A 26,759-nucleotide genomic window follows, 5' to 3' on the forward strand; every position below is an offset into this window, starting at 1 on the left:
CGGCCCCAATCATTTTGCCTTAACGCGGAATTTCTTCGGCAAAAAGTAAAGGTGGTCATGGCGCTCCTTGGCGAGATGACAGCCAATGCAGTATTTAACCTTTTGCGCGTCGATACCTTTCGTTTCGCCCATTAGGCTGCCGTCTGGCATGATCATGATATAGCGCCAATCGGCGGTGACGTAATTGAACCCTTTCTTCATTTTTTCCATGATGAAAAGAGGGCCGTAGTTAACTTTACCATCCTCAGTCACCGAAAAGCTGTCTTTGGCAATTATCGACCCCACGGGAAGACGGCCTGCGTTTTCATATTTCCCATAGGCGTGAGCCTTTTTATTCGCGTAGTTATTGAGGTAGCGCTTGCCGTGGGTTGCCGAAATATAAGGTGACGTGTTGTATTTGCGCCAGTTCAAAAATTGTTTCGCAACAGGATGATTAGATATCCGATACAATCCGGCCATCTTGTCCCTGAGACCACTGTATATTTTCTGGGCCTCTTCTGGGCTTAGAGCAGCGGAATTTCGAACTCTGAAATGGCGCTTGGGTTTGTTGGCATCGCCACTGAATTGAGCAATTTGCAGATCAGCTTGGCTTGATGAGGGCCCGACAAGAGCCAAAGCGACTGATATTCCTGAAATTACGGTGAGTACACGCATATACATATGCGACCTCCTTCGCAGTTGAATTCACACTTTACAATTGAATAATAAGGCGGGTTTGACCCTGATTAAAATCAATAGGGTTCAAACCCGCGTGATGAATTCGCGATGAGGTTGGGAAGGGCTCTTTTATACGCGACGCTTCTTCCGAATGGCCGCAAAGCGCCAGTCTGCGTCGTTTCGCCGTTCCGCGCCGTTCCAGGAATTTCTTTTTGCGCGCCGGTCTTCACCGTATTTATAATCCATATTAAACCGCGTGTAGTTCACGTTGTCGGTAACGTGTAGGGGAACAGCGCGGAAATCTTCAAACTCATTCCAGTCAAACATTTTTAAATTCTCCATTTCTTGGATAAACCACAACGTTTCTGTTGTAAGGTCACCATATTGGGATGGCGTCTTGCCCGCTGTGACATCCGTCACATTGGCAATAAGTTTGTTGATAATTTTTGTTTGGGAGGCGACAAAAGAGAATGAGCGAGCGGGTTTATAGCACTGTAGACGATTTGGTGGCAGGCGTTCCCGACGGTGCCAAGATCGCCGTGGTGAAGGATGAATGCGGCGTGGCCATGGAAGCGACCCGTGCGCTAATCCGCAAAGGCATCAGACGACTTCACATTGTCACTGTCCCAACCAGCGGCCTTCAAACCGATCTATTCGTTGGTGCAGGTTCTGTCGCGACAGTAGAAACATCTGCGATAACTTTGGGCGAATTTGGCGCGCCACCTAATTTTGTTCGTGCCGTGAAAGCAGGCTCCATAACCCTTAAGGATGCCACGTGCCCAGCGGTATATGCAGGTCTACAAGCGGCGGAGAAGGGTATTCCCTTCATGCCGATGCGGGGGCTGATCGGCTCCGACATCGAAGGTCACCGCGATGAGTTCAAGATTATAGAAAATCCCTTTGCCGACGATGACCCGGTCATCGCTTTGCCCGCCATCCAACCCGATATCGCGCTCGTTCACGCGCCACTGGCTGATCGTCATGGCAATGTTTGGATTGGCCGAGAGCGAGCGTTGTTGACCATGGCCCATGCCGCCAAGGAGACATTGGCGACGGTAGAAGAAATTATCGATGGCAGCCTGCTTGAAGATGAAAAGCTGGCGCCGGGGTGTATTCCGTCACTTTACGTTTCAGGTATCGCCGAGGCCAAAAACGGCAGTTGGCCAATGGGCTTGCCTGGACGCTATGCGGTCGACGCGGAACACATGGCGCTTTATTGCGACATGGCAAAAACTAAAGAGGGCTTTCGCGACTACCTGGACCGGTTTGTCATGAACAGTCGCCAAGCGGCTGAATAAACCACCATGGAAATTAAAACCGAAGAAGTCATGATCGCCGTGATAGCGCGCTTATTAGACGGTGTGCGTCATGTGGCTGTCGGGAATTCATCGCCCGTTCCGGGCTCAGCGGCTTTGTTGGCTGAGGAACTGTCGGGCGGGTCTATGCGGGTTTCAATGTTGGGATCAGGCCGGGATCAATTCTGGACCGATGGCGGCGTTGAACTTTTCGATTGCGCCGGCCAAGGGCGGATCGATGCGTTCTTTCTAGGCGGCGGCCAAATCGACGGACAGGCGAATATCAACTTGGTCGGCATTGGCGATTACCCGCAACAGAAAGTCCGTTGGTCCGGATCGTTTGGATCGGCGTATCTGTATTTCGTTGTACCTCGGGTGATCTTGTTCCGCGATGAGCACACCCGCCGGGTGATGGTGGAAAAGGTCGATTTCATCAGCGCTCCCGGCGTGAGCAAGGAAAATGTCTATCGCCCCGGCGGTCCGCACGCCCTCGTGACACCGCTTTGTCACTTCTCGTTCAATAAGGAGAAGGGCCGTTTCAAACTCGAAAGCATCCATCCTGGCCATACGGTGGAAGAAGTTAGAGATAACACAGGCTTTGATTTTGAGTGCCCGAAATCGGTTATAGAAACGCCGGTGTTGGACGAGGCGACTACGACGTTGCTACGGGAAACTATTTCAGCCCGTATCGCCAAGACCTATCCAAAATTTGCAGAACGGGTGTTTGGAAACGATTGACGCGGGGTTCTTCATCAGCAAGGATTTTAAATATACTTTAAAAATACTCAGGGGGATTTCTAGATGTCTGACACCATGCCGCTATCGCGGTTCCGCGTGATCGATATGACTCAGGCTCGTGCAGGGCCGACGGCGGTGCGCCTGATGGCCGATTGGGGCGCTGATGTCATATTAATAGAACCCCCTTTGGATACCGGAAAAAACCGCGCGGGTCTCACCGGAACGCGTCATGAATTCGATTTTCAGAACCTGCACCGCAACAAACGCAGCATCACGCTTAATTTGAAGACGGAGGAAGGTAAGGAGGTCTTTTTCAAGCTCGTCAAAGATGCCGATGTCTTGATCGAGAACTATCGTTCCACGGTGAAACACAAGCTTGGGGTCGATTACGAAACCGTGCGCAAGGTGAATCCACGTCTGGTGTACGCCAGCATTTCCGGCTTCGGACAAAGTGGTCCCTACAATAACCGTCATGGTGTTGATCAAATTGCACAAGGCATGGGCGGGTTGATGTCAGTCACTGGTGAGCCGGGCTCCGGACCCATGCGTGTCGGCGTTCCCATTTCTGATTTATGCGCAGGGATGTTTCTTGCGCACGGCGTCCTAATGGCGCTGTTGGACAGAGAAGTCACCGGCGAGGGGCAATGGGTCCATACATCTTTGCTTGAAAGCATGATCAATATGATGGACCTGCATGCGGCGCGCTGGTTGGTGAAGGGAGAGGTCTCTAAGAGCGCTGGCAACAATCACCCGACCGGCATTCCCATGGGCCTGTTTAAGGCCAAGGATGCACACATCGTCGTCGCCGGTAGCGGCAATTTGTACCCCCGCTTTTGCAAAGCCGTGGGCTTGGAAGAATTTATCGACCACCCAGATTATGACACTGTTGATAAACGCTCAAATAACCGCGATGCGCTGAATGAAATCATCCAGAATAAATTCAACGAATTTACGCTCGCCGAATTAACCGAAATTCTGATTGAAGCGGGTGTTCCATGTGGACCTGTTAACACGTTGGATCAAGTGTTCGATAATCCGCAGGTGAAGCATTTAAAGATGAGCCGGACACAAGAGCATCCGACCCTTGGCGACCTCGATTTGGTCGGGTCGGCGATTAATCTCTCAAACGCGCCAAAGCCGGATACCTTCAAGCGCCACACCCCAGAGGCCGGGGAGCATACGGCGGAGATATTAGGTGAGCTTGGTTATTCCACCGACGCCATTGAAGAGTTACAAGGCAAGAAGGTTATTTAGATTAAAATTTGTCTAAGTCGTCACCCGAATAACCCCGGACATACCCGCCGCGTGGTGTTCTAGAATGTGGCAGTGATAGAGCCAATCCCCCGGGTTATCTGCAACCAATACGACTTCGGCGCTCTCGTTTGGTCCTAGCAGGACGGTGTCGACCCAGGGCGTATAGGGTTCTGGCTTGCCATTTCGGGTGCGAATTTGGAAGGCGTAACCATGAAAGTGCATGGGGTGAACCCACTGGGTGTCGTTTCGCATGGTGATGATGTAAGTCTGATTTTTCTTAAGGGTGAACATGGGGGGCATGACCGAACCGTGCGCGGCGATACCGTTCAAGGCCCAGATCTTGCCGACACCGACCAAATCCCTGATGCCCATCGCCTGACCTTTGTATGTGGCTTCGCGCATGCGCCCCATGGCACCGCCAGAAATGACGATCTCATGGCGACCAGGAGCGTTTAAATCGGGCTTGGCGAGAGGATTTGGGGGAAGCGTAATCGGGGTGCCCAAGGGCTTCTTTCGAAGCGGTTCTTTGGCATATACCACGGGCCCCAACTCGTAGGCAGAACGCGCATAATAGGCATCTCGGATGGGGTGCTGTTTGGCAGGGTCGGCAGTAAAATCGATGATGACATCTGCGCGTTGGCCCGGGCCGAGTATAATCTTACTATCTTTCGGCGCGTGCGGCTGAACAGGGTGGCCATCGAGCGCAACGATTTGTGGATCGTGCCCGTCGAACATTAGCCCAAAAATTCGGGCATTGGCGGTGTTGATGATCCTGAGCCGAATGCGCTCGCCAAAGCGCACAGGCAGGGTGTCTAAAAGCTTGCCATTGACGGTTACTGAATTACCGATACGCCCGCCATGACTGAGGTCCATCATGTGGTTAAAAGGCTCGGCAATGGCGGCTTCATTCGTCAGGCGCCAATCGTCCAGTACCCAGGTAATATCGCGGTCGACTTTGGGTGGATTTTTCTCTTCGATGATGAACGCGCCGTAAAGCCCGCGACCCTGTTGCTCTGACGTGCGGACGTGGGGGTGATACCAATAGGTCCCGGCATCAGGAAGTTCGAAGTCATAGAGAAAGTTCTCGCCCTTATCGATGGGACGCTGAGTCAAATCCGGCACGCCATCCATGGCATTTGGGATCCGCAGGCCGTGCCAATGAACCGTGGTTTTTTCGGTCAACCCATTGCTGACGGCGATCTGAACGCGATCCCCCTGGACTGCCCTTATCATTGGGCCAGGAACAGTACCGCTGTAGGCCCACACGGCGGTCTTGGGATGTTTCGAGCCGACCAGATCGATTGTCGTTGGCGCCGGGGTAAGCTGGAATGTTTTAGGCATTGATGCCCAAGCCCCAGTTGTTGGAGCTAACGCGGCAAATGAAGCGCTCGCACCCAGAAAGGTGCGGCGGCTGATGGGGTGTCGTGGGTACGTCATGAGTTCCTCAGGAAGCTATTTCAGCCCCTGATGTAATCATTTTTAAAATTCCCGCAACCGAGTCTGCTGCAATTTGTTTTAGTTCCTCCGGCGTTCGGTTCTGCACTGGGTGTGGCATCCAGAGAATCCCCGGCTCAAACCCCAGTGCCTTTGACTGGATCGCAGCTGCGTCTTTGAATTCCGTCGTCACCAAAAAAACCCCCGGCACCCCTTGTTTGTCCAATTCGTTTAAGTCATGCAGACCGCACGACGTGCAAGAGCCTCAATCCGATAAGGCTTCGACGACGACGTCAGCCTCCTTCACCATATGATCGATTACGGCCTTGGGTGCGGTCTTGACGTTGGTTGGTTTAGCGGCACGGGATACGTTCAGGCCCTTATCCAACAGCAAGGCTTCGATATGGTCTAAAAATTCATCAGACCGGGACTTGCCGATATCGAACAGCATGACGGTCTTACCGTCCAGGCTGGTCGGCGGCGCTTGCCGAGGTCGCTTGGTGGGCGCGGTTTCGCCCGTTGGGTCATAGAGGATTTGGCTCATAGTTTAATCTCCCGCGTTACAGCGTCACACGCGCCTTTTTTCTGGGCACCGGTCCAACTCGTTAGAATGCCAGAAAACAGTCCGGCAGGCCCGCCGGCACGAACAATCATAAGGCCGTCTTCATAAAACTTAGGGATCATCTCATCTGCGCGGGAAGGGTCTAGGCCTTCACCGACGCCATGGGCCCCCCGGATCAAGTCTTTGCCGGGTTTGATGGTCGCTTTGACCAACTCATCGGTAATCTTAAACCGGCTCCATCCCGCGTCACGATAAATCGTATAATGCTCAGGTGAGAGTACCAATACACCTAAAACCCATTCAAATAGTTTTGGATGTATGCAACCCTGTAGCGCCATGGCAAATGACTTGGTGAGTTCTTCCGGGGTGCGTGACCGGTTATCTGCAAAACCGTGAACACCATCACCTGGGAAAAGGGTCACTGTACTCGCATCTTTTGAAAACCCGCGTGAGACAGAGAGAGGCTCCCACGTCGGGTCGGTTTCATCTTCGGCAAAGCAGAAACCAATCTTGCCTGGATTGCCCAGCGTCGCTCGGTCAATCTCACCTGGAATGCCACCACCGACGTTGCGAACGATTAATTGTAACGCGCGACCGATGGTTGAGTTCGCACGGTTGCCTTGGCCGAGCGCATTGATGCCCCAGTTCATGCCGATCTTTTTGGTGATCGGGCCGTTAACAATAATGATGGGACCCGAGAAACACGTGGTGCACAGAAGCCCGTGCAGCGTGAACAGCGGGTCCAGTGCAGCATCTACGGCGGCCAAAACCACCGGCATGTATTCAGGTTTGCAGCCTGCCATGACCGCATTGATGGCAACTTTCTCGACTGTGCATTCTGTCAGGTTCGGCGGAATGCGCCCGACGATTTCCTGCGGATCGCGGGGTGTTCCCGTCAGCATTCTGAGAACTCGTTCCGGTGTCGGCGGCACCACGGGCAGTCCATCAGACCAACCCCGATCGAACATTTGTTCTATTTCGTCATCGAAACGACCGACTTCGATGGTACGAGACTTCATCGGCACGCGACCAAACTTTGCCTGAAGAAGTTCCTCTGCTCCGGGCGAAACGTTCAACGCACCGCAGCCCGGCTGGAAGGGTACCAATTGCTTGCCAATGTCATCGATGCCAGTGAACGTTTGCCAGTCTTCTTGCGACCAGCCGACAATACGTTCCACCTCAATGCCGTCTTCCATGCGGATCATGGTCGGTACAGTTTCGATGTCTAGATGATAGCTTTGTTCTAGGGTTGTATCGTCTTCGGTAATCGGCAAGTCACCTAGGAACGAAAGATCATCCTGCACATAAATAGAAAGGCTCTCACCAACCGCTGCCATGTCGCGAATAATGGGCTCAATTAGGGTGCAGGTCGGGCAATCTTTTTTAACGACAAGATGTAGTCCATCGGTAAATTGCAAGGGCTTGGTCTCCTTAAATCAAGTCGGTAATACGACACGGCCTTCCATCAGCCGGCGGGCAGTTCTAAAGGCGCGATTGGCGATGACCCGCCAGCGGCCGTCGATATTCTCAACCTCGGAAGATACCGGCAACAGGCCGGAAGGATGGCCAATAAAAGTATCTTCCTTATCATGGTTGGCAGCTATATAAGGGATGGTGCCTTCGATTTGACTGGCCGATGTAAGGCACATGGCGCCGGTCATAGGCGTCGCCCGATGGACCCGTTCAATGGAGATCATGCGAATCAAGATGCTGGCACTGTCACCTTTAATAAGACTGCCATCCAGGGTGTGGAAATCGGTAGGCTTGGCGACCACGGCGACCTTGGGAGTTGATTGCGGAACGTCTTCGGGGCGGTTTGCAATGCCAGCCAGGACTCCAGCCTGACGACGCAGTTCGTCCAACGCATCCATGATGCCCGGCATGGCTTCGATCTCATCTGGACTCTCAGTTCCCTTAAGACCAAATGAGTCTGCCCAGGCATACACGCAGCAGGCGGTGGAATCGATAACGCTGGCGTCGACTGACCCATAGCCAGCAATGTCGAACGTATCGATCAGGTTGCCGGTCGGCAGCAATTGTCCGGTGATCGCTCCGCCCGGGTCCAGATAATCGAGTGCGATCCGTCCGCCGGTTCCAGCAACCCCCGCAATTTCAAAGTCGCCGGTTTCAACAGGTAAATTATCGTGGACAGAAAACCTGGACCGGATGATCTTGTCTGTGTTGGTGTTGTAAAGCCGCAGGTCCGCTTCCCCGTCAGGTACCTTGATCAAGCCTTCCTCGACCGCGAAGTGACCGACGGCAGATGATAGGTTGCCGCAATTGGAATTCCGATCCACCAGCGCTTTCAGGATCGAGACCTGATTAAACGTATAATCAATATCCGCATCATCGCGGTCAGACACTTTGACGGCCATGACTTTGGACAGAGAAGAAATCCCACCGCCCATACCATTCAGTTGCCGCTGATAAGGATCAGGGCTGCCAAGGACTTGCAGGATTATCTCATCCCGCTTTTCAAGATCATCAGGAAGATCACCCTCATGAAACATCACACCCTTAGACGTGCCACCGCGCATGAAGACTGCTTGGACTGTTTGCCGCATGGTTTTAGTTCTCCTGTGTTTCTACGTCGCCACCCGCCTCTTTCCAGCCATTAAATCCGTCCTCTATATGGGCGACCCTTTCGAGGCCCATGTCTTGGACGGTTTTGGCGGTCAATGCAGACCGCCAGCCAATGGCGCAGAAAAAGACGATGCGTTTGCCGGACGAAAAAATTTCTTTGTGGTAAGGGCTTTCCGGGTCGACCCAGAATTCAGCCATGCCGCGCGGGCAGTGGAAGGACCCAGGGATGGAACCTTCGCGTTGCAGTTCGCGAATGTCGCGGACATCGATGAAGACAGTATCGTCGTCGCTTGCCAGGGCCAGGGCGTCTTTGCCGGGAATGCCTTCAACCTCGGCACTTGCCGTTGCGACTAAATCCTTAATGCCTTTTGTAACTGCCACGAAATTATTCTCCTGCGTAGCCGACTTTTTTAAGGGCCACTTCGATTTCATCCAAAATGACCGGATCGTCAATGGTTGCGGGCACATTATAGTCGTCGCAATCTGCGATCTTTTGCATGGTGCCGCGAAGTATCTTGCCGGAACGGGTCTTGGGTAAGCGGGTAACGACCGTCGCTGTCTTGAAGGCAGCGACGGGGCCGATCTTATCCCGTACCATGGCGACAACCTCGCCGACGATATCGGACTCGGCTCGGTCTACACCTGCAGATAAGACCAAGAATCCCAAGGGGAGTTGACCCTTTAATTCATCAGCCACCCCGATCACCGCACACTCAGCGACATCCTTGTGTTCGGCAAGAACTTCTTCCATGGCACCCGTGGAAAGCCGGTGTCCCGCGACGTTGATGATATCGTCGGTGCGGCTCATGACATACAGATAGCCCTCGTCATCCAAGTATCCCGCATCGCCGGATTTGTAATAGCCGGGGTAGTCAACCAGATAGGCTTCCTTGTAACGATTATCTGCGTTCCAAAGGGTAGGCAAGCAACCCGGCGGCAGCGGTAGTTTTGCACAGATCGCACCGATGTCGCCGGCCTTAACCGACTGATTGTTATCATCAAGCACTTGTATGTCGAAGCCTGGAACCGGCATGGACGGTGATCCCGGTTTTACCGGGTAGGCATGCAGCCCCATGCAATTGGCCGCCATCGGCCAGCCCGATTCCGTCTGCCACCAATGGTCGATCACTTGGGTGCCGAGTTTATCTTCGGCCCAGTGGAGGGTGTCGGGGTCGGTGCGTTCTCCCGCCAGGAAAAGAATCTTGAAGTTGCTCATGTCGTATTTCTTCAAGAATTCGCCATTGGGATCTTCGCGCTTGATGGCGCGAAAAGCAGTTGGCGCGGTGAACAGGGTTTGGACTTTGTGTTCAGAAATCACCCGCCAGAACGCGCCTGCGTCTGGCGTGCCGACAGGTTTGCCTTCGTACAAGACCGTCGTGCAACCATGTAGCAGCGGCGCATAAACAATATACGAATGCCCCACTACCCAACCAACATCTGAGGCAGCCCAATAGACTTCGCCCGGGTCCACATCGTAGACCGCCTTCATCGACCATTTCAGCGACACCATATGACCGCCATTGTCGCGGACAATGCCTTTAGGGACGCCAGTGGTGCCGGAGGTATAGAGAATATACAGCGGATCGGTTGCCAGGACAGGCACGCAATCGTGAGGGGCAGCAGCCTCTGTGGCGCTCTCCCAATCCACATCGCGGTCCTCAATCATGCTTGCGGTGACTTCTGGACGTTGCAGAATCACGCAATGATCGATTTTGTGCTGGGCCAGATCAACAGCACCATCGAGCAAGGGTTTGTATTCCACAACTCGTCCGGGCTCGATGCCACACGAAGCTGATACCATCACCTTGGGTTTCGCGTCATCAATACGGGTGGCGAGTTCATTTGCGGCAAATCCACCAAAAACGACGGAGTGTACCGCGCCCAGTCGTGCTGCTGCCAACATGGCAATGGCGGCCTCAGGCACCATCGGCATGTAGATGATGATTCTGTCGCCTTTGCCAACACCAAGGCCGGCTAATACGCCTGCAAATTTGGCGACGGTGTCTCTGAGTTCGCGGTAGGTATATTTTCTAACCGTGCCACCCGTCGCCGGACTGTCATAGATCAGCGCCAGTTGGTCGGCGCGTCCACTGTCTACATGACGGTCGAGGGCATTATGGCAGGTGTTGGTTTCACCGCCGACAAACCAGCGATAGAAGGGCGGGTTGGTGTCATCCAGCACCTTGTCCCATTTTTTGGTCCAATCGATTTCCTCCGCCGCAGCCCCCCAGAATCCTTCAGGGTCTTCCAGCGATTTCTGGTGTGCGTCCTCGTAGGCGTTTCCCATGTGGCTCATCCCTGTAGCGTTCGTTTTTTACAGCTTAGCAAAACCGAAGCCTTCCCGACCATCCCCTTCGTGTGTAATCTGCCTGTAAATCTGCTGTAAGACGAAATCAGGGGGAATACGATGGACGGCGATTTAATTTTTAGCGACTACACCCAGGAAGGTTTGGATGCTCAGTACGATAATGGGGCCGCAGTTCCGAGCGTTGATGACATCATGGAGCGATGGGCTGGAATGTCGACAGAAACGCTTGCGAAATACGACCATGCCTTGGATATCGCCTACGGCCCTAGCGCCATGGAGAAACTAGATATTGTTCGGCCCAACAACCAAGGGGTTGTCCCGGTAAATATCTTCATACACGGCGGATTTTGGATGCGCCGCGATAAAAAAGAATACAGCTTTATCGCCGAACGATTTGCATCATCAGGGGCGCTCACAGTGGTGATAAATTATGCGCTAATCCCGTCGGTGGATTTGGATGAAATCGTGCGTCAGTGTAGGGCCGCCGTAACCTGGGTTCATGGCAATATCGCTGAACACGGCGGTGATCCTGATTGGGTATTTGTCACGGGCAATTCAGCAGGGGGTCATTTGGTGTCGATGATGATGGCGACAGATTGGGCGGCGCATGGCGGATTACCCTCCAATGTCTTAAAGGGTGGCGTTGCCTTAAGCGGGATTTATGAGCTTGAACCCATTCAAAAATGCTTCATCAACGATATTTTGCACCTGTCCGATGGGGAGGTTGAGCGCAACAGTTCCATCACCCTACCGCCGACTAAAGAAGCGCCGGTATTGTTTGCGGTTGGTGGCGCCGAAACCGCAGAATTCAAACGCCATACCAGTAACATCACGGAAGCCTGGTCAGAAATGGGCTGCGATTGCAGAAGCATGGAAGTCCCCGGCAAAAATCATTTTTCGATCTTGGATGACTTTATCGATCCTGATAGCGCGCTGTGCTCAGCGACGTTGAAAATGATGGGGCTCTAGAGTGAACTCAAATGGCATCAGTTTCGGCGAAGCATTCCGCGTATGGGTGAAGATTGCGATGTTGAGTTTCGGCGGTCCGGCTGGGCAGATTGCCCTGATGCACCGGGTGCTTGTCGAGGAAAAGAAATGGATTAGTGAAAGCCGGTTTTTGCACGCGCTGAACTATTGCATGCTCTTGCCGGGGCCAGAAGCGCAGCAATTGGCGACCTACATTGGTTGGCTGCTTCATCGTACCCTTGGCGGCGTTGTCGCGGGTGTTTTATTCGTTATTCCTGGAGCCGTCGTCATCTTGGGGTTGAGCATTCTTTATGCCGGGTACCAAGACGTCAGTTTTGTCCAAGCCATCTTTTATGGCATCAAAGCAGCGGTCCTGGCCGTGGTGATTGAGGCCGTACTTCGCATTGGCAAGCGGGCTTTAAAAAACTCGGTCATGGCGGCGCTAGCATTAGCGGCATTTGCAGCGTTGTTCTTATTCCAAGTGCCCTTTCCTATGGTTGTTCTGGGGGCTGGTATTATTGGCTTTTTTGGCGGCCGCTTGAACCCTGACAATTTCGTTATTGTTAGCGGCCACGAGCCCGAAGGGGGTGAAGATACCCCTGCGGTCGATGCCGCGTTATCTAGTGGGAACCTGGATCATACCAAACCGTCACGTGCACGTGCGATTAAGGTATCGGTTGTGTGTTTAACACTTTGGTTAAGTCCGCTTGCGGTACTGATCGCGGTTCTTGGGTTGGGCCATGTCTATGTTCAGGAAGGATTCTTTTTTAGCAAGATGGCGGTGGTAACCTTCGGCGGCGCGTATGCGGTTTTGGCTTACGTTGCTCAGGAAGCGGTGAATTTTTACCATTGGCTGGCTCCAGGTGAGATGCTTGATGGTTTGGGAATGGCGGAGACGACTCCTGGACCCCTCATCATGGTCGTGCAGTTCGTTGGTTTCATGGGTGCCTATCGGAACCCCGGCATGCTTGATCCGATGTTTGCAGGGTTCTTAGGCGCGATGATTACAACGTGGGTGACGTTCGTACCGTGCTTCCTGTGGATATTCCTGGGCGCGCCTTATATTGAGGCCTTGCGCGGAAATAAATCCCTCAGTGCGGCACTTTCGGCGATTACGGCAGCGGTAGTTGGCGTCATATTGAACCTCGCCGTGTGGTTTGGGCTGCATGTTGTCTTTGGCAAAGTTGATGAGGTTCAGACGGCTGGGATGACGCTGCAGATACCGGTATGGGAGACCATTGACGGTATCGCTCTTGTCCTCGCCGCCGGGGCACTTGTCGCGATGCTACGGCTTAAGATCGGTATGATCCCAACCCTCGCAATGTGTGCGACGGCCGGGGCGGTTTATAAGATGGTCTTAACTTAATGATTACGGCTATAGGGTATTAGGGAATAAGCTTTTAATTTATAGAGCACTCTCAATTTGCAGAGAAGGAGACGATTATGATTTTTCTTCGGATGTTGGCGATTGTTGGTTTGGTTATAGCATTTTCCGCGCCACTGCAGGCAGAACAACAATCTCAGGCGGGGCTCACCTCAGCGGATGTCCTTCAAATAGCGCAAGGCGACCCTGTCAAATGCGTTATGGATTGCCGGGTGAAGCACCCATCGGCAACCTTGGACGCCTGTAAGCAGAGTTGTGTTAGCGCTCGACCTAGACAGGCGCGTGACTGCATGGGGACATTTAAGTCCTGTCGGCGCGGCTGTGCGAAGCGCGATAAAAAATGCCAGCGAAGTTGTAAAGCGGCTTTAACCACCTGTAAGTAAACCGTGGCTACAGAAACAAGTGCACCGCCTGATCAGAGGCTGAGCCAAGCGCAGGCTTGCTATCACGCGGGGAAGATTGAGGACGGGCTGGCCTTGTGTCGGCAAATCCTGGTCGATGTTCCTAACGATGCGGAAGCCCTGCACCTGATGGGATTGATCTGCCACCGCGGGGGTGATTCTGACTCTGCGGTGGGTCTGATCCGTCAAGCCATCTCTATTAACGCGTCTAATGCGGGATATCACAGTAACTTAGGGGTTATGCTGCGCGCATTGGGTCGGAACGAAGAAGCTGTGGCTGTGCTGCGTCGTGCGATTGAGATCAATCCGGAACTGGCGGATTCTCACTACAATCTTGCGAATGTCCTGAAGGTTTTGAGAGACTTCAAGGAAGCAGAGAGCCATTACAAAAAAGCGATCGAAATTTCGCCCAATTTTGCGAATGCCCATAACAATTTGGGGCAGCTTTATAAAGATCAGGCGAAAATGGACGCCTCGATTGAGGCACACCGTCAGTCTCTCATCGCCGATCCTGCCTCAGCCATGACCCATTCGAACTTGGGTATGCTGCTGCGCCAAGCCGGTCATTTGACCGAGGCGTTGTCGCATTACGGGATAGCGTTGGCGTTGGCGCCCAAAGATAGCCTGCGTGTTGATTCGGTCGTATCGCTACCGACGTTCAATAAATCAGTGGAAGAAATCCAACAGGTCCGCCGGGGGTTGGTTCGATCACTGACCGCCCTTCACCGCCAAGACCTGAAAATTGATGACCCGGCCAAGGACCTTAATACGACGACGTTCTTCTTGGCGTATCATGGCGAAGACGACCGGGAAGTTCAGCAAATTCTGGCGTCATTATATCGGAAAATTTGCCCGGGTCTGGACTATCAAGCACCCCACTGTACGACCCCGACGAAGCCGGAACCAGGTGCCCGCATTAAGGTGGGGTTTGTGTCGACATTTCTGCGCAATCACACAATTGGCAGGCTATATCGCGGACTGATTGCGAACCTGGACCGTGATAAATTTCACGTCAGTGTTTTTGTTCCGCCGCAAGCGACTGACCCGGTATTTAAAGCCATTACCGAAAGTGCCGACGAAGCAGTCGCCCTTCCCGAAAATATACAAGCTGCCCAGCAGACAATCGCCCAGCGGCAATTGGACGCTGTGGTCTTTCCTGATATTGGTATGGTGTTGCAGACCTATTTTTTGGCTTTCGCACGATTGGCTCCGGTGCAGTGCGTGTGCTGGGGGCATCCCGATACAACTGGGGTCAATACCATCGATTATTTCGTATCGTCTGAGTTGTTGGAACCGGAAGGGGCAGAGGAACATTATTCCGAAAAGCTGCATAAGCTTTCGACCCTGCCCACGTACTATTATAAACCAGAAGAGCCTAAAAAGCCCAAGACCCGATCCGACTTCGGCTTTGATGCCAAGGCCAATCTATATCTGTGTCCGCAGACATTGTTTAAGTTCCACCCAGATTTTTATCCAATGCTGGCCGACATTCTAAAAAAAGACAAAAAGGGTGTGCTGGTAATGGTGGACGGCCAGTTCAAGAACTGGGGCGTGCAGGTGAAGGCGAGCCTGCAGGCACACGGCAAAGGTCTCGCGAGACGCATTCACTTTGTACCCCCACAACAGCATGAAGATTTCTTAAGCCTGATCTTGTTGGCGGATGTGATGCTGGATACGCCGCATTTTAGCGGCGGTAACACGAACTATGAAGCCTTCGCTTTTGGCACACCTGTCGTGACATTGCCGGGGACTTTCATGCGGGGTCGGGTGACCCAGGCGCTTTATTCCAAGATGGGTGTTGCCGATTGCATCGCTGAAACGCCGGAAGACTACGTCCGAATTGCCGTTGAATTGGGGACAAGCAAGAAAATTCGTGCGGCTGTGAAGAAGAAAATTCTGGGTGCGAGCGATGCTATTTATGAAGACATAGAAGCCGTTCGGGAATGGGAAAGGTTCTTGGAGGGGGCGGTCCGGTCTGGCGAAGGCGGTATCGAAGCCTTATAGTTCAGGACGGTTTTAACAAACGAGTGTGGTAGGTCCGATGGCAGAAACCAAAAAGGCGATGTTTGGTGCGGGATGTTTTTGGGGTGTGGAGCACACGTTTGCCAAAGTGCCGGGCGTTGTATCAACAGCGGTCGGATACGCTCAGGGTGCAAAAGATAATCCCACGTATCAAGATGTCTGCACCGGCCAAACCGGCCATACAGAAGTCGTCGAACTCGATTATGATCCAGACCTTGTCAGCTTTGAGCAATTGCTTGATCTGTTTTGGCAACTCCATGATCCGACTCAACTCAATCGTCAGGGACCCGACGTCGGTACTCAATACCGTTCAGGTGTTTATGTTTACAGCGCTGACCAAGATGAATCCGCCCGGGTGTCCTTGGAAAAAGAAGAAAGTTCTGGTCGCCAAAGAGGTAAGATCATGACTGAAATTCGTCCCGCTGAAACTTTCTGGCGGGCCGAGGACTATCACCAAAAATATTTCGAAAAGCAGGGTCAAAAGCGCGGCTTCTTCTAATTAATTTTTTCACATTTAATTCGGCGGCTATCTAATTATATGCCTCAAATTATGAACCTATTCGGCGGTGAGAAAACTGCGCTCAAAGGCATGATCTTCATGCTTCTGGCAGCGTTTTTCTCTGGGACCATGAACTCTATGGTCCGGTATGTATCGGATGACATACATACATTTGAAATCGTATTTTTCAGGTTGTTCTTCGGATTTTTATTTTTCCTACCTGTCTTCATGCGCCATGGCTTCAAACCATTACAAACAGAGCGGTTTGGTCTACATCTATTTCGGTCATCGGTTACGGTTTTCAGTATGTCGCTCTATTTTGCGGCCCTGGCTCTGGCGCCTCTCGCCAAAGTTATCGCCTTAACTTTTACGGGCCCTCTCATTAGTACGCTTCTCGCAGTGGTTATACTTGGCGAGATCATTCGCATTCGGCGAATTGTGGCAGTGATTATTGGCTTTATCGGCGCCGTTGTGATTGTTCAACCGGGTGTGGTTGAACTCGATGCCGGCAGCATGTTTGCTCTGGCGTCCGCAACTACTTGGGCGGTCTTGCTGGTGACCGTAAAGATTCTGAGTCGTACCGAAAGCAGCGTTACCTTGACCATTTACGGTGCCATGCTATCGACGCCGATTGCCTTTGTTGCTGCTTGCTTTGTGTGGACGTGGCCGACCTGGGAGCAATTGGCGTGGCTGGCCGCAATGGGCAGCTTGGGCAGCATCGGATTGCTGTGCATGAGCCAGTCTTTTAGAAATGCCGACATGACTGTGGTCATTCCGATAGCCTTCACACGATTGTTGTGGGTGGCCTTGTTTGCTTATCTATTTTTTGCCGAGGTGCCGGGAATCTGGACCTTTGTAGGTGCTGCGATGATCTTTAGCGCGACGACATATATTGCCTTCCGAGAGCGTAAAACGAAGGACGCAGCTGATAAGCCACCGGAGACGGCTCCAGAAGCTCTATAATTTCTAAATAAAGATGTTGCAAAAGGGGCTGTTCGGCTAAATATCTATCTGTATCTAGATTAAGGAACCAAACCATGATCCAACGAAGTCTCACCCTCAAATATGTCGGAATTTTAGCGGCGGCCATTCTATTGTTTCCCAGTAGCTCTGGGGCTCAGTTTAATTTTCTTGATAAGGCCAAGTCGGCCATCGGCTTGGACAATGACAAGGACTCGGGCAGTGGTGGACTCAGTACTGGTGATATTAGCCTGGGTCTCCGCGACGCCTTGAAAGTCGGAACGGAGAGGGTTGTCGGGACTTTGGGAAAGGCGGACGGTTTCAATAAGGACCCAAGCATTCACATTCCGCTACCTGATAATCTTAAGACCGTTCAGTCGGCACTCAGCGCGGTTGGGATGGGGAGTCTCGGTGAAGACCTTGAGCTAAAACTCAACCGAGCCGCCGAAACAGCGACACCGATTGCAAAAGACATCTTCTTTGATGCCATCACGCAACTGACCTTGGATGACGTGAAAAAGATTTTGAATGGGCCGACCGACGCGGCGACGCGGTACTTTCAGGGAAAAATGACGTCTTCACTTCAGACTGCCATGCGGCCGATCATAAATTCTACCTTGAGCGAAGTCGGTGCCGTTCAATCCTATGATAATATGGTCGGGCAGTATTCGAACCTGCCGTTTGTGCCGGATGTGAAAAACAACCTGACCAATTACGCGCTGGAAAAATCCCTCGACGGAATTTTTTACTATCTGGCGAAAGAAGAAAAAGAGATCCGCGAAAACCCGGCCAAACGCACGACGGAAATTCTGAGCAAGGTTTTTGGCGGTAGCTAATTCTTGACTTGATAGCCGGTTTTAAAGATCCAACCCACGGTAAACAGGCAGATTGCTAAAAAGCCGAAGATCGTCGTCACGCTTGCAAGCATGCTGACGTCTGCGATTTCGTAAAAGCTCCAGCGAAATCCGCTGATCAGGTATAAAACGGGATTAAACAGCGTCACGTCCTGCCAGAACGGTGGCAGCATATTTACCGAATAAAATGTCCCTCCTAAGAACACCAAGGGCGTTACGAATATTAACGGAACGATCTGCAACTGCTCGAAACTGTTGGCCCAGATGCCGATGATGAATCCGAACAAACTAAATGTAATGGACGTGAGGATTAAAAACAGGATCATCCAAAACGGATGGGCGATCTGAAGTGGTACGAACAACCCTGCCGTGGCCAAGATGATGAGACCCAGAATGACCGACTTTGTGGTCGCTGCTCCGACATATCCAAGCACGATTTCAAATGATGAAACCGGCGCCGACAAAAGCTCATAAATCGTTCCGGTGAATTTAGGAAAGTAAATTCCAAACGATGCGTTCGCGACGCTTTGTGTCAGCAGCGACAACATGATCAATCCCGGCACAATAAAGGCACCGTAGCTGACGCCATCGACATCCAGAATTCGCGACCCGATGGCGGATCCGAAGACGAGAAAATAAAGCGACGTTGAAATAACCGGGGCGACGATACTTTGGAAGATCGTTCGCTTTGTTCTGGCCATTTCAAATTTGTAAATTGCTTTGACCGCGTGAATGTTCATTCGGATTCTCTCACCAAGGTTACAAAAATATCTTCCAGCGAACTTTGTGTCGTCATGAGGTCTCTAAAATTGACCCCAGACTGACGAAGCTCGCTCAGCAGCGCGGTAATTCCGGTTCGTTCTGCTTGGGTGTCATAGGTATAAATCAGATGCGTTCCGTCTTCATGAAGCTCAAGGTTGTAGGGCTCCAACTGAGTTGGAATTGCGTCAATCTTTTCCGCTAACTCAACGGTAAGTTGCTTCTTACCCAACTTGCGCATCAGCTCATCTTTTTCTTCAACAAGCACGATTTCACCTTTGTTGATGACGCCAATCCGATCTGCAATGGCTTCGGCCTCTTCGATGTAGTGGGTGGTTAGAATGATGGTGACGCCGGTTTCTTGGAGCTCGCGGACGAGCCCCCACATATCTTTCCGAAGCTCAACGTCTACCCCCGCTGTAGGTTCATCGAGGAACAGGATTCTGGGCTCATGCGACAACGCCTTAGCGATCAGCACCCGCCGTTTCATGCCGCCGGATAGCTCCATGATCATGTTGTCGCGCTTGTCCCACAACGTGAGGTCTTTCAGCACTTTTTCGATATGCGCCGGGTTGGCTTTTTTACCGAAAAGACCGCGGCTAAATGAAACCGTATCAAATACTGTTTCAAAGGCATCGGTGGTTAGTTCTTGTGGTACCAAGCCGATGAGACTTCGGGTGGCGCGGTAACCGCTGATAATATCGTGACCATCAACCACAACTGTTCCCGAAGTCGGCGTGACGATGCCACAGATCAGGCTGATCAGCGTCGTCTTTCCAGCGCCGTTTGGGCCCAGCAATGCCAGAATTTCACCTTCTTGGACATCCAAGCTAACGCTTTTGAGCGCGTGGAATTCAGAGGCATAAGTTTTCGAAAGGTCTGTTATAGAAATAAGCGTACGCATGAATTCTTCTTTGAGTCCTATATCAATGATCTCTATGAGATAGCGCTCTAGATCACAAATTAAAGCGTTAGTAAAATAAACCGGCGACAATTTCCCATCCGATGGGCTAGTGTGACGACACACGGCCTTAAAGAGCCGGTTGATAGGATGGGATTTTTCGAATGAATAAAGATCAATTAAAGATCTGGGTGCTGGGCGTTGGTCTAACGTTGGCGGGCTTTATGGTCGCCTACCAATTTGTTGAACCGGCACCTCCTAAGCATATCCGCATCGCGACGGGCAGCCTGACTGGCGCTTATTACAGCTTCGGTAACCTTTATAAAGAACTTCTCAAGCAAGAAGGGATCACCTTGGACGTTAAGCAGACTGCGGGCTCAGTCGCCAATATTGAACTGCTTGAGGACCCAAAATCAGGTGTTGATGTCGCCTTCGTCCAAGGCGGCACTGCTGATGCCTCAACGGGCGACCAATTGGTTGCCCTCGCCAGTCTTTATTACGAGCCCCTGTGGGTCTTTACCCGCGAAGGACTGGTTATCGATAGATTGACTGATCTACGCAGCAGCCGGGTCGCCATTGGACCGGACGGCAGTGGTACACGCGCCGTCGCGTTGGAACTTCTGGAAGCCAATAGATTGGATGAAAAGAATACTGAGTTAACCAAACATGGAGGTAACGCCGCGGCCAATTTGCTGATCAAAGGCGAATTGGATGCGGCCATGGTGATCGCGTCGCCACGGTCAGCCTTGGTGAGCAGGCTCATCCGTTCGCCAGGAATCTCGGTGATGAATTTCGCCCGGCACGAGGCCTATACCCGGCGCAATCGATCGCTTTCCAGCGTCACCTTGCCGGAAGGGGCCATTGATCTCGATCAAAATTTGCCGCCAGATAATATTACCCTGCTGGCACCGACGGCCAGCTTGGTCACCCGCGAAGATTTACATCCGGCGCTTATGACGTTGCTGGTTCAAACCGCCAAGAAAGTACATGGCGATGGCGGTTTGTTTTCCAAGCCTGGACAGTTTCCATCATCTGAATTCGTTGAGTTCCCGATGAGTGAGGAAACCGAGCGTTACCTTCGCGATGGCCCGTCATTTTTGCATCAGATTTTGCCGTTTTGGGCGGCGACAATGATCGACCGATTGAAGGTTATGCTTTTACCCTTGGTCACGCTGATATATCCCTTGGCTAAAATATTGCCACCGACTTATAAATGGCGAGTCGAGAACAGAATATATCGTTGGTACAAAGACTTACATGAGATTGAGGTTGAGGCTGCGGCAAAACCCTCGGCGACTGAATTAAAAGCGTTGAAGGCCCGAGTCGAGACAATTGAGAACGATCTCGTGGACATACACGTGCCGCTGTCCTACGCGTCCGGGCTTTACGACCTTAAATCTCATGTTGATGGTGTTCGCGAAAAACTTGGTCGAATTAAGCCGCCCCGTAAACCATCAAGTAAACAGCCAAGTAAACCACGCGCGAAGAAAACCTAATCGTCGTTATCGTTATTAGGCTTGTTATCGGGTTCACCCGTTTCTTTCTTAGCCTTTGCACGAAGTTCTTCGCGTTCGCGGAGATAATCGTCCGTTGTGCGCGGAACTCGGGGTTCCCCCATGGCGAACGGCTGATTGGTGTCGTTCATTTGTTCAACGACCCGGCAGTTGTCGCACATTTTCAGCAGTGCCAGCCGGCCTTCATCGGCGAACATCGCATGACCTGATAGCTTCTCAATCATCTTCTCAATCGATGATTTTGTGCCGAATGCCTTGCCGCAGCGGGTGCATTCGAAAGGTTCTTCTTGCTTGACAACTTCATGCGCGGTGACGCCGCCGGCGAAGCTGACCCTAGGTTTCAGAGTGATAACGCTTTCCGGGCAGGTGGTGCGACAAAGTCCGCATTGAACGCACAGGTCTTCGCGGAAGCTCAATTGCGGCTTGTCTGGATTGTCTTTCATGGCCCCGGTCGGACAAGCCCCGACACAGGCCAGACAAAGGGTGCAACCCTCGGCATTAATTAACGCAGCCCCTAAAGGTGCCCCCACCGGCAACTCAATCTCATCAACCGGCTTCGGTGCATTTTCATGGAGCGCCAACAGTGCACTCCGTAGCAATGTAGTTTTGCCACCGAGCGGCAGGAAATCACCACGGGCAATACCCGCCACTTTCTCCAGGCTGTGCAAGTGATCTTCTACCTGAGACGGATCGGCGTCGTCAATAATCTGGATGCGACCGTCGCCATAGCCAAGCCCTGCCAAAACCTGATCTGCGAGTTCGACTTGGGCCACAAGCCCGTCGGCGTCAGATCGTTTTTGCGGGGCGACCAGAAGTCGTAGTTCTGATGCGCCATAGGCAAACACCGATACTAGAAAATCAAGTCCGACTTGGGTGGTTTCGTTGACTGCGAAAGGAATTACGTTCGCCGGTAAGCCTTTGCCCATTCGCGCCATAATGCCAATGAGTTCGTCACCATGTTCGCCATCGTGAACCAGGATCACCGGGGCTTCGCCACCGGCGTCAAGATACGTTCCAACGATTGTTCGCAGCCGATTTAAAAGCTGATCGCCCGCTGGCAAGGTATAGGTAACCGCCCCCGTCGGACAGGTGCTGGCGCAAGACCCGCAGCCAGCGCAAATGAAGGGATCGATTTCGATATGATCACCTGCAGGGGTAATTGCATTTGTTGGACAGAGGTCGAGACAGCGAGTGCAACCGACTTGCTCGTTTCGGGAATGGGCGCAGATTGCCTCATTAACGTCTACGTAGCGGGGTTTTTCGAACTCACCAACCAGGTCAGCGATTTCAAACAGCGCTTTTTGAACGTCCGCTGGGTTGCCCGGGTCAGGATTAAAATATCCATCGCGTTTTTCTGGCGCATCAAACAGCGGTTGGTCACCGCGAAGATCAAGGATGATATCGCAACTGGATGTGCCGGACTGTGCGTTTTCATCGAAGCCTAAGCTGTCCCGTGACCACGGCGTGGCCGGGGCGTATTTTTCCAAATCGACCTGAAACGCGCCTAAATATCCTTTGGCGGATTTGGCCCTACCCGTGAAGATCGGAAAATCCATGCGTCCCGGTGGGATTAGATCGTCTGTACCCGACAGTAGAACCATGGGATTGAGACGCGATGACAATTGCTTGCCGGCCTCAACGGCGATTTCACCGACCCCCATGACCATAACTTCACCTTGCGATTCCATGCTGACGGTCGTGCCGGACGGAATATCAAGTGCAGCTTCGGCCAACAAAGCTGCCATTTTTGGGATGGCCTTGGTGCCGTCTTTGGACCAGCCTGCGCGTTCACGGATGTTGGCAAAGCGGACGTCGGCCTCTCCGTCAGCCAGGGTTTCAAGAAACAGCGGTGCTTCTTGGGTGCACGCGACTAACATGGGCAAACCCTTGGCGACGCTGTCTTTAAAATTTTCAATCTGTGCGCGACAGAGTTGCTTGTTTACCGCCAAGTTATCGCCGCCCAAGGCCTTCGCCAGGGCCTTGCCGTCCAGCGTCATCGTACCTTCGCAATCGCAGACGAGGATTGTTTTACCGTTAATTTCCATCCCTGAAGCGCCCCCCTATTCGACGCGAACTTAAAATTAGGTGTTGGCTGTAGGAAAACGCTTCGTGTACGAAAGTACAAGACGTGTTTTTATAAGCATTCTATTTTTTGAAGGGGCGCTAAGTTGAAACCGACTGACAGCATACCTTTTGGCATCGTGGTCGAACGCCGCAAAACGGACCACCCTTGGCAAGACCATGAGTGGCGTCCGGTCGCGGTGTTCCCAGGCGCTGAGCCCGTGGATGAATGGAAGGAACTAAGCCGCGGAGATGGCTGGGTGCAGTACCATGCGGGAACGCTGGACCTGGAGTTGTTCAAAGGCGAAACCGAAGGCTATCGGGTTAATCTGTCGCAGAACCCGCCGTCCGTTTACGTGGTGATGCGTCCAGGTGAAGAAGAAGGTGAACATGAGTTTGAACCGTTCCTGCTGACCGCCTGCGCATTTGAAACCCAGGATTATATGGATACAGGGGAAGAATTGGTAGAGGCCGTGCCGATGCCGCCGGAAACAGCCCACTGGGTCGAAGAGTTCATCAACGAACACCACGTTGAAATCCCCTTCAAAAAGCGCAAACGCAAACCCCACGATCCGCGCAAGCAGGCTGACACCGGCGGCGGGGATCCTGAATTCCGAAATAAGGGCCGCTGATATGGCGGAAGGGCGATTTTCGCGATGGTCTCGGTTAAAGACCGAAACCCAGGAAAAAGTGGAGCCTGAACTGGAAGAGCCAGTACAGGCCGCAAATCTGCCAGAGAGCCAAGCCGATGATGTCGTGCCTGAAGAAGTGGTGGCACCTGAATCAGAAGAAGTCGTCACGGTTCTGTCTGAGGATCTTCCCGATATCGAAACATTGGAAAAAGATTCAGATTATACGCCCTTCCTCGCCGAAGGGGTGCCGGAGGCTTTGAAAAAAGTAGCGCTGCGAAAATTGTGGGGGAGCGACCCGGTGCTGGCAAATCTGGATGGGCTCAACGACTACGACGAGGACTTTACGATTATTGAGGCGATGAAGACGTTTGTTTCAGAAGGGGCCGAGAAGCTTAAAGAGGCGAACGATAAGGTATCTGATGTGGGACCCGATGAAGTCGAAGATGTAGCCGAAGACGACCCGGAAGACATCGAAGATGTTGAGGATTTAGACGATGAGGACGGTAGTGAAATGGGCGACGCTGAGGCCCCTTCTTCACCCTCCGAAGAGGACCCAATCGAGTCCATTTGAACCAGCCAGAATCGTGCAAATTACAACTTCTATTTATTAGAAAAAGTTAATATAAAACAAGATGTTATAAGTGGGCGATTAGACCCCTTCAAATATAAGATTATTGCACCTGGGGACCTAACGGTTTGCCAAATGAACCGGTCTCGCAAAATTGAATGCTTTTAGTTAAGAATCTAATTGACTTGGGTATCAAAAGACTCCGATAGTTGTAACCGCAGTGGAGTCTTCCGGGAGTGGGTGAGGCGTCTGTTGCGTTTGGCATAAAGATTTCCGGTTAGGAAACGTGCCGCAGGTGGGCAAGTCCTTTAGGGCTTTAATCAAAATAACGCGTATTAATCGCGGTGGTTAACGAATGAACGAACAACAGGTCGAGGTGGGCAACTCCGTCGAACAGGAAATTCCTGAAGAGGATTTGTTGCGTGCGCAGTTTTACGGGCTGCTGGCGCGCTTGCTAACCTCACCACCGACGGAAGACCTTCTGAATGTTCTGCGCGACTTGGACGGCGATGATACGCCGATGGGGCAAGCGCTGGGGGCGCTTTCCTATGAGACCGCCAAAATATCTGAGGAAGATGCAGCCGACGAATTCAACACATTGTTTATTGGTATGGTCCGGGGTGAATTGATGCCGTTTGCATCGGTTTATCTAACAGGCTTTCTTCACGAAAAACCGCTGGCCGATCTTCGCGGTGATATGGAAAGATTTGGCATTGCGCGGTCTGACGATTTATCGCAACCCGAAGATCAAATCGGCATCATCTGTGAAATGATGCATGGCATGATTACCGGCGCGTTTGGTGCGCCGAAAGAGCTTTCCGAACAGAAAGAATTTTACGAGGCCCATGTTTCGACGTGGGCCTCGAAGTTTTTTGCGGATTTAGAAACCGCGAAATCGGCTGTGATGTTTAAGCCAGTCGGTACGTTAGGGCGCTTGTTCTTGGAGATTGAGAACGAAGCGTTTGGGATGACGAATTAACAATTGGGCGTGGCGAAACCGTTCGATTGGGCGTCTTTGGCGTTTTGGCCTTTTGATCAGAGGTTTTAGTTTCGTGGATTTGAAATGTGGGAGGTACATTCCATGAGCAATGAGAAAGAAAGCCAAAAGAAGTCACGCCGTGATTTCTTAAAAGGTGCGGGCTTAGCGACAGGTGCTGCGGGTGTTGCAGCGGTTGCGCTTTCGTCCAAAACGGCCCAGGCAAAGGTTACGAAAGCCGAAGCCGGTCAAGCGGGCTATCGGGAAACCGAACATGTCCAGAAGTATTACGAATTGGCTCGGTTTTAATTTAGTTTAACAGGAGAGACCTAATGCTTATCAAAAAGCAAAACGGGGTAGCGAATGGCCCCCGTTTGTCGAAAGCGTTAAGCGGTGTGGTCGGCGGATCCATGGATCGTCGAACCTTCCTACGGCGGTCTGGGTTGACTGCTGGCGGTGCTGCTATCGCCTCTACCATGCCTTTGGGAACGGTTAAGCAGGCATCTGCCGCTTCACCCGCCGCAACAGGTATGGCGATTAAAAAGTCAGTGTGTACGCACTGTGCCGTCGGGTGTACGGTTATTGCTGAAGTCGATAAGGGCGTTTGGAAAGGCCAAGAGCCCGGCTTCGATAGCCCGATCAACCTAGGCGCGCACTGTGCCAAGGGTGCGGCCGTCCGTGAACACGCACACGGCGAACGTCGGCTAAAATTCCCGATGAAATTGGAAGGCGGCAAATGGAAGCGGCTTTCTTGGGATGTAGCTGTTAACGAAATTGGCGATAAGATGCTTGCAGTGCGCAAGTCATCCGGTCCTGATTCTGTTTACTGGCTCGGTTCTGCCAAGTTCAGTAACGAACAGGCATATCTGTTCCGTAAGTTTTATGCATTCTGGGGTTCCAACAATGGTGACCACCAGGCGCGTATTTGTCACTCGACCACGGTTGCAGGTGTTGCAAACACCTGGGGCTATGGCGCCATGACGAACCACTTCAACGACATGCATAATTCCCGCGCTATTTTTATGATTGGCTCAAACGCAGCGGAAGCGCATCCCGTTGCCATGCAGCACATCTTGAAGGCGAAGGAAACCAACAATGCAGCGTTGATCGTGTGCGACCCACGGTTTACCCGCACGGCCGCCCATGCTGACGAATTTGTCCGGTTCCGTCCGGGCACTGACGTTGGATTGATTTGGGGCCTTCTGTGGCACATCTTCGAAAACGGTTGGGAAGATAAAGCCTTTATCCAACAGCGCGTTTACGGCATTGACGAAATCAAAGCCGAAGTGAAGAAGTGGACACCAGAAGAAACCGAGCGTGTAACTGGTATTCCTGGCTCGCAAATGAAGCGCGTTGCCCGGACCATAGCCAACAACCGTCCTGGTACGGTGGTTTGGTGCATGGGTGGTACCCAGCACACCAACGGCAACA

At 52.2% G+C, this 26,759-nt stretch carries 28 protein-coding genes; 16 read left to right on the forward strand and 12 right to left on the reverse strand.

Features of this window, described 5'->3' with window-relative positions:
• Nucleotides 1-9 precede the first annotated feature (9 nt).
• On the reverse strand, nt 10-660 hold the full coding sequence (locus tag HOM51_15330; GenBank protein ID MBT5035885.1) for a hypothetical protein: 651 nt from the start codon (nt 658-660) through the stop codon (nt 10-12).
• A gap of 126 nt (nt 661-786) precedes the next feature.
• Nucleotides 787-984: a hypothetical protein gene (locus HOM51_15335; GenBank protein ID MBT5035886.1), complete on the reverse strand. Its 198-nt coding sequence runs from the start codon at nt 982-984 to the stop codon at nt 787-789.
• A gap of 143 nt (nt 985-1,127) precedes the next feature.
• Between HOM51_15335 and HOM51_15340 the strand changes: the two genes are divergently transcribed.
• From HOM51_15340 to HOM51_15350, 3 genes are all read left to right on the forward strand, one after another.
• Nucleotides 1,128-1,955: a CoA synthetase gene (locus HOM51_15340; GenBank protein MBT5035887.1), complete on the forward strand. Its 828-nt coding sequence runs from the start codon at nt 1,128-1,130 to the stop codon at nt 1,953-1,955.
• Between the two features lie 6 nt (nt 1,956-1,961).
• Nucleotides 1,962-2,690, forward strand: a complete 729-nt coding sequence (locus tag HOM51_15345; protein ID MBT5035888.1) for a CoA synthetase — start codon at nt 1,962-1,964, stop codon at nt 2,688-2,690.
• A gap of 63 nt (nt 2,691-2,753) precedes the next feature.
• Complete coding sequence (locus tag HOM51_15350; GenBank protein ID MBT5035889.1) at nt 2,754-3,944, forward strand: CoA transferase; 1,191 nt, start codon at nt 2,754-2,756, stop codon at nt 3,942-3,944.
• A 12-nt stretch (nt 3,945-3,956) separates the two neighbouring features.
• On the opposite strand, the gene HOM51_15355 is transcribed toward HOM51_15350, so the two are convergent.
• The 7 genes from HOM51_15355 to HOM51_15385 form a co-directional block, all read right to left on the reverse strand.
• The gene (locus HOM51_15355; protein MBT5035890.1) at nt 3,957-5,381 is read right to left on the reverse strand and encodes a multicopper oxidase family protein; all 1,425 of its coding nucleotides are present in this window, start codon (nt 5,379-5,381) and stop codon (nt 3,957-3,959) included.
• Nucleotides 5,382-5,388: 7 nt separating this feature from the next.
• Nucleotides 5,389-5,571: a hypothetical protein gene (locus tag HOM51_15360; GenBank protein ID MBT5035891.1), complete on the reverse strand. Its 183-nt coding sequence runs from the start codon at nt 5,569-5,571 to the stop codon at nt 5,389-5,391.
• Nucleotides 5,572-5,643: 72 nt separating this feature from the next.
• Nucleotides 5,644-5,922 carry a hypothetical protein gene (locus tag HOM51_15365; GenBank protein ID MBT5035892.1) on the reverse strand — a complete coding sequence of 93 codons (279 nt, stop codon included), beginning with the start codon at nt 5,920-5,922 and terminating at the stop codon, nt 5,644-5,646.
• The gene (locus tag HOM51_15370) at nt 5,919-7,358 is read right to left on the reverse strand and encodes a thioredoxin family protein (protein ID MBT5035893.1); all 1,440 of its coding nucleotides are present in this window, start codon (nt 7,356-7,358) and stop codon (nt 5,919-5,921) included. The genes HOM51_15365 and HOM51_15370 overlap by 4 nt, the downstream gene beginning before the upstream one ends.
• A gap of 18 nt (nt 7,359-7,376) precedes the next feature.
• Nucleotides 7,377-8,504, reverse strand: coding sequence for a PrpF family protein (locus HOM51_15375; protein ID MBT5035894.1), 1,128 nt, complete (start codon nt 8,502-8,504; stop codon nt 7,377-7,379).
• 4 nt (nt 8,505-8,508) lie between these two features.
• Nucleotides 8,509-8,904, reverse strand: coding sequence for a rhodanese-like domain-containing protein (locus HOM51_15380; protein ID MBT5035895.1), 396 nt, complete (start codon nt 8,902-8,904; stop codon nt 8,509-8,511).
• 4 nt (nt 8,905-8,908) lie between these two features.
• The gene (locus HOM51_15385) at nt 8,909-10,810 is read right to left on the reverse strand and encodes a propionyl-CoA synthetase (protein ID MBT5035896.1); all 1,902 of its coding nucleotides are present in this window, start codon (nt 10,808-10,810) and stop codon (nt 8,909-8,911) included.
• A gap of 120 nt (nt 10,811-10,930) precedes the next feature.
• On the opposite strand from HOM51_15385, the gene HOM51_15390 reads away from it, so the two are divergent.
• The 7 genes from HOM51_15390 to HOM51_15420 all read left to right on the forward strand — a co-directional run bounded on the left by HOM51_15390 (nt 10,931) and on the right by HOM51_15420 (nt 17,899).
• Entirely contained in the window at nt 10,931-11,800 is an 870-nt protein-coding gene (locus HOM51_15390; GenBank protein ID MBT5035897.1) for an alpha/beta hydrolase, read from the forward strand.
• Between the two features lie 58 nt (nt 11,801-11,858).
• Nucleotides 11,859-13,163, forward strand: coding sequence for a chromate efflux transporter (chrA, locus tag HOM51_15395; GenBank protein MBT5035898.1), 1,305 nt, complete (start codon nt 11,859-11,861; stop codon nt 13,161-13,163).
• A gap of 77 nt (nt 13,164-13,240) precedes the next feature.
• Nucleotides 13,241-13,564, forward strand: coding sequence for a hypothetical protein (locus tag HOM51_15400; protein ID MBT5035899.1), 324 nt, complete (start codon nt 13,241-13,243; stop codon nt 13,562-13,564).
• A gap of 3 nt (nt 13,565-13,567) precedes the next feature.
• Nucleotides 13,568-15,586, forward strand: a complete 2,019-nt coding sequence (locus tag HOM51_15405; GenBank protein MBT5035900.1) for a tetratricopeptide repeat protein — start codon at nt 13,568-13,570, stop codon at nt 15,584-15,586.
• Between the two features lie 37 nt (nt 15,587-15,623).
• Complete coding sequence (gene msrA / locus HOM51_15410) at nt 15,624-16,103, forward strand: peptide-methionine (S)-S-oxide reductase MsrA (GenBank protein MBT5035901.1); 480 nt, start codon at nt 15,624-15,626, stop codon at nt 16,101-16,103.
• 39 nt (nt 16,104-16,142) lie between these two features.
• Nucleotides 16,143-17,066, forward strand: a complete 924-nt coding sequence (locus tag HOM51_15415) for a DMT family transporter (protein ID MBT5035902.1) — start codon at nt 16,143-16,145, stop codon at nt 17,064-17,066.
• A gap of 74 nt (nt 17,067-17,140) precedes the next feature.
• Entirely contained in the window at nt 17,141-17,899 is a 759-nt protein-coding gene (locus tag HOM51_15420) for a DUF4197 domain-containing protein (protein MBT5035903.1), read from the forward strand.
• On the opposite strand, the gene HOM51_15425 is transcribed toward HOM51_15420, so the two are convergent.
• Together HOM51_15425 and HOM51_15430 are read right to left on the reverse strand one after the other, a co-directional pair.
• Nucleotides 17,896-18,657, reverse strand: a complete 762-nt coding sequence (locus HOM51_15425) for an ABC transporter permease (protein ID MBT5035904.1) — start codon at nt 18,655-18,657, stop codon at nt 17,896-17,898. The genes HOM51_15420 and HOM51_15425 overlap by 4 nt on opposite strands.
• On the reverse strand, nt 18,654-19,580 hold the full coding sequence (locus tag HOM51_15430) for an ABC transporter ATP-binding protein (protein MBT5035905.1): 927 nt from the start codon (nt 19,578-19,580) through the stop codon (nt 18,654-18,656). Before HOM51_15430 ends, HOM51_15425 begins: the two co-directional genes overlap by 4 nt.
• A 161-nt stretch (nt 19,581-19,741) precedes the next feature.
• On the opposite strand from HOM51_15430, the gene HOM51_15435 reads away from it, so the two are divergent.
• Complete coding sequence (locus HOM51_15435; GenBank protein ID MBT5035906.1) at nt 19,742-21,073, forward strand: TAXI family TRAP transporter solute-binding subunit; 1,332 nt, start codon at nt 19,742-19,744, stop codon at nt 21,071-21,073.
• On the opposite strand, the gene HOM51_15440 is transcribed toward HOM51_15435, so the two are convergent.
• Nucleotides 21,070-23,136: a 4Fe-4S binding protein gene (locus HOM51_15440; protein MBT5035907.1), complete on the reverse strand. Its 2,067-nt coding sequence runs from the start codon at nt 23,134-23,136 to the stop codon at nt 21,070-21,072. The genes HOM51_15435 and HOM51_15440 overlap by 4 nt on opposite strands.
• A gap of 123 nt (nt 23,137-23,259) precedes the next feature.
• Here HOM51_15440 and HOM51_15445 point away from each other — a divergent pair, with 123 nt between their 5' ends.
• The 5 genes from HOM51_15445 to HOM51_15465 all read left to right on the forward strand — a co-directional run.
• Nucleotides 23,260-23,784 (forward strand): DUF3305 domain-containing protein, encoded by a 525-nt coding sequence (locus tag HOM51_15445; protein MBT5035908.1) that lies wholly within the window; start codon nt 23,260-23,262, stop codon nt 23,782-23,784.
• A 1-nt stretch (nt 23,785) separates the two neighbouring features.
• A complete protein-coding gene (locus HOM51_15450) occupies nt 23,786-24,355 on the forward strand; it encodes a DUF3306 domain-containing protein (protein MBT5035909.1) in 570 nt (189 codons plus the stop codon).
• Nucleotides 24,356-24,707: 352 nt separating this feature from the next.
• On the forward strand, nt 24,708-25,331 hold the full coding sequence (locus tag HOM51_15455) for a molecular chaperone TorD family protein (GenBank protein ID MBT5035910.1): 624 nt from the start codon (nt 24,708-24,710) through the stop codon (nt 25,329-25,331).
• A 102-nt stretch (nt 25,332-25,433) separates the two neighbouring features.
• Nucleotides 25,434-25,637, forward strand: coding sequence for a twin-arginine translocation signal domain-containing protein (locus tag HOM51_15460; protein MBT5035911.1), 204 nt, complete (start codon nt 25,434-25,436; stop codon nt 25,635-25,637).
• 23 nt (nt 25,638-25,660) lie between these two features.
• A partial coding sequence (locus HOM51_15465; protein ID MBT5035912.1) for a molybdopterin-dependent oxidoreductase occupies nt 25,661-26,759 on the forward strand: 1,099 nt, incomplete at its 3' end.

Source organism: Rhodospirillaceae bacterium (assembly GCA_018660465.1).
Lineage (GTDB): Bacteria > Pseudomonadota > Alphaproteobacteria > Rhodospirillales > JABJKH01 > JABJKH01.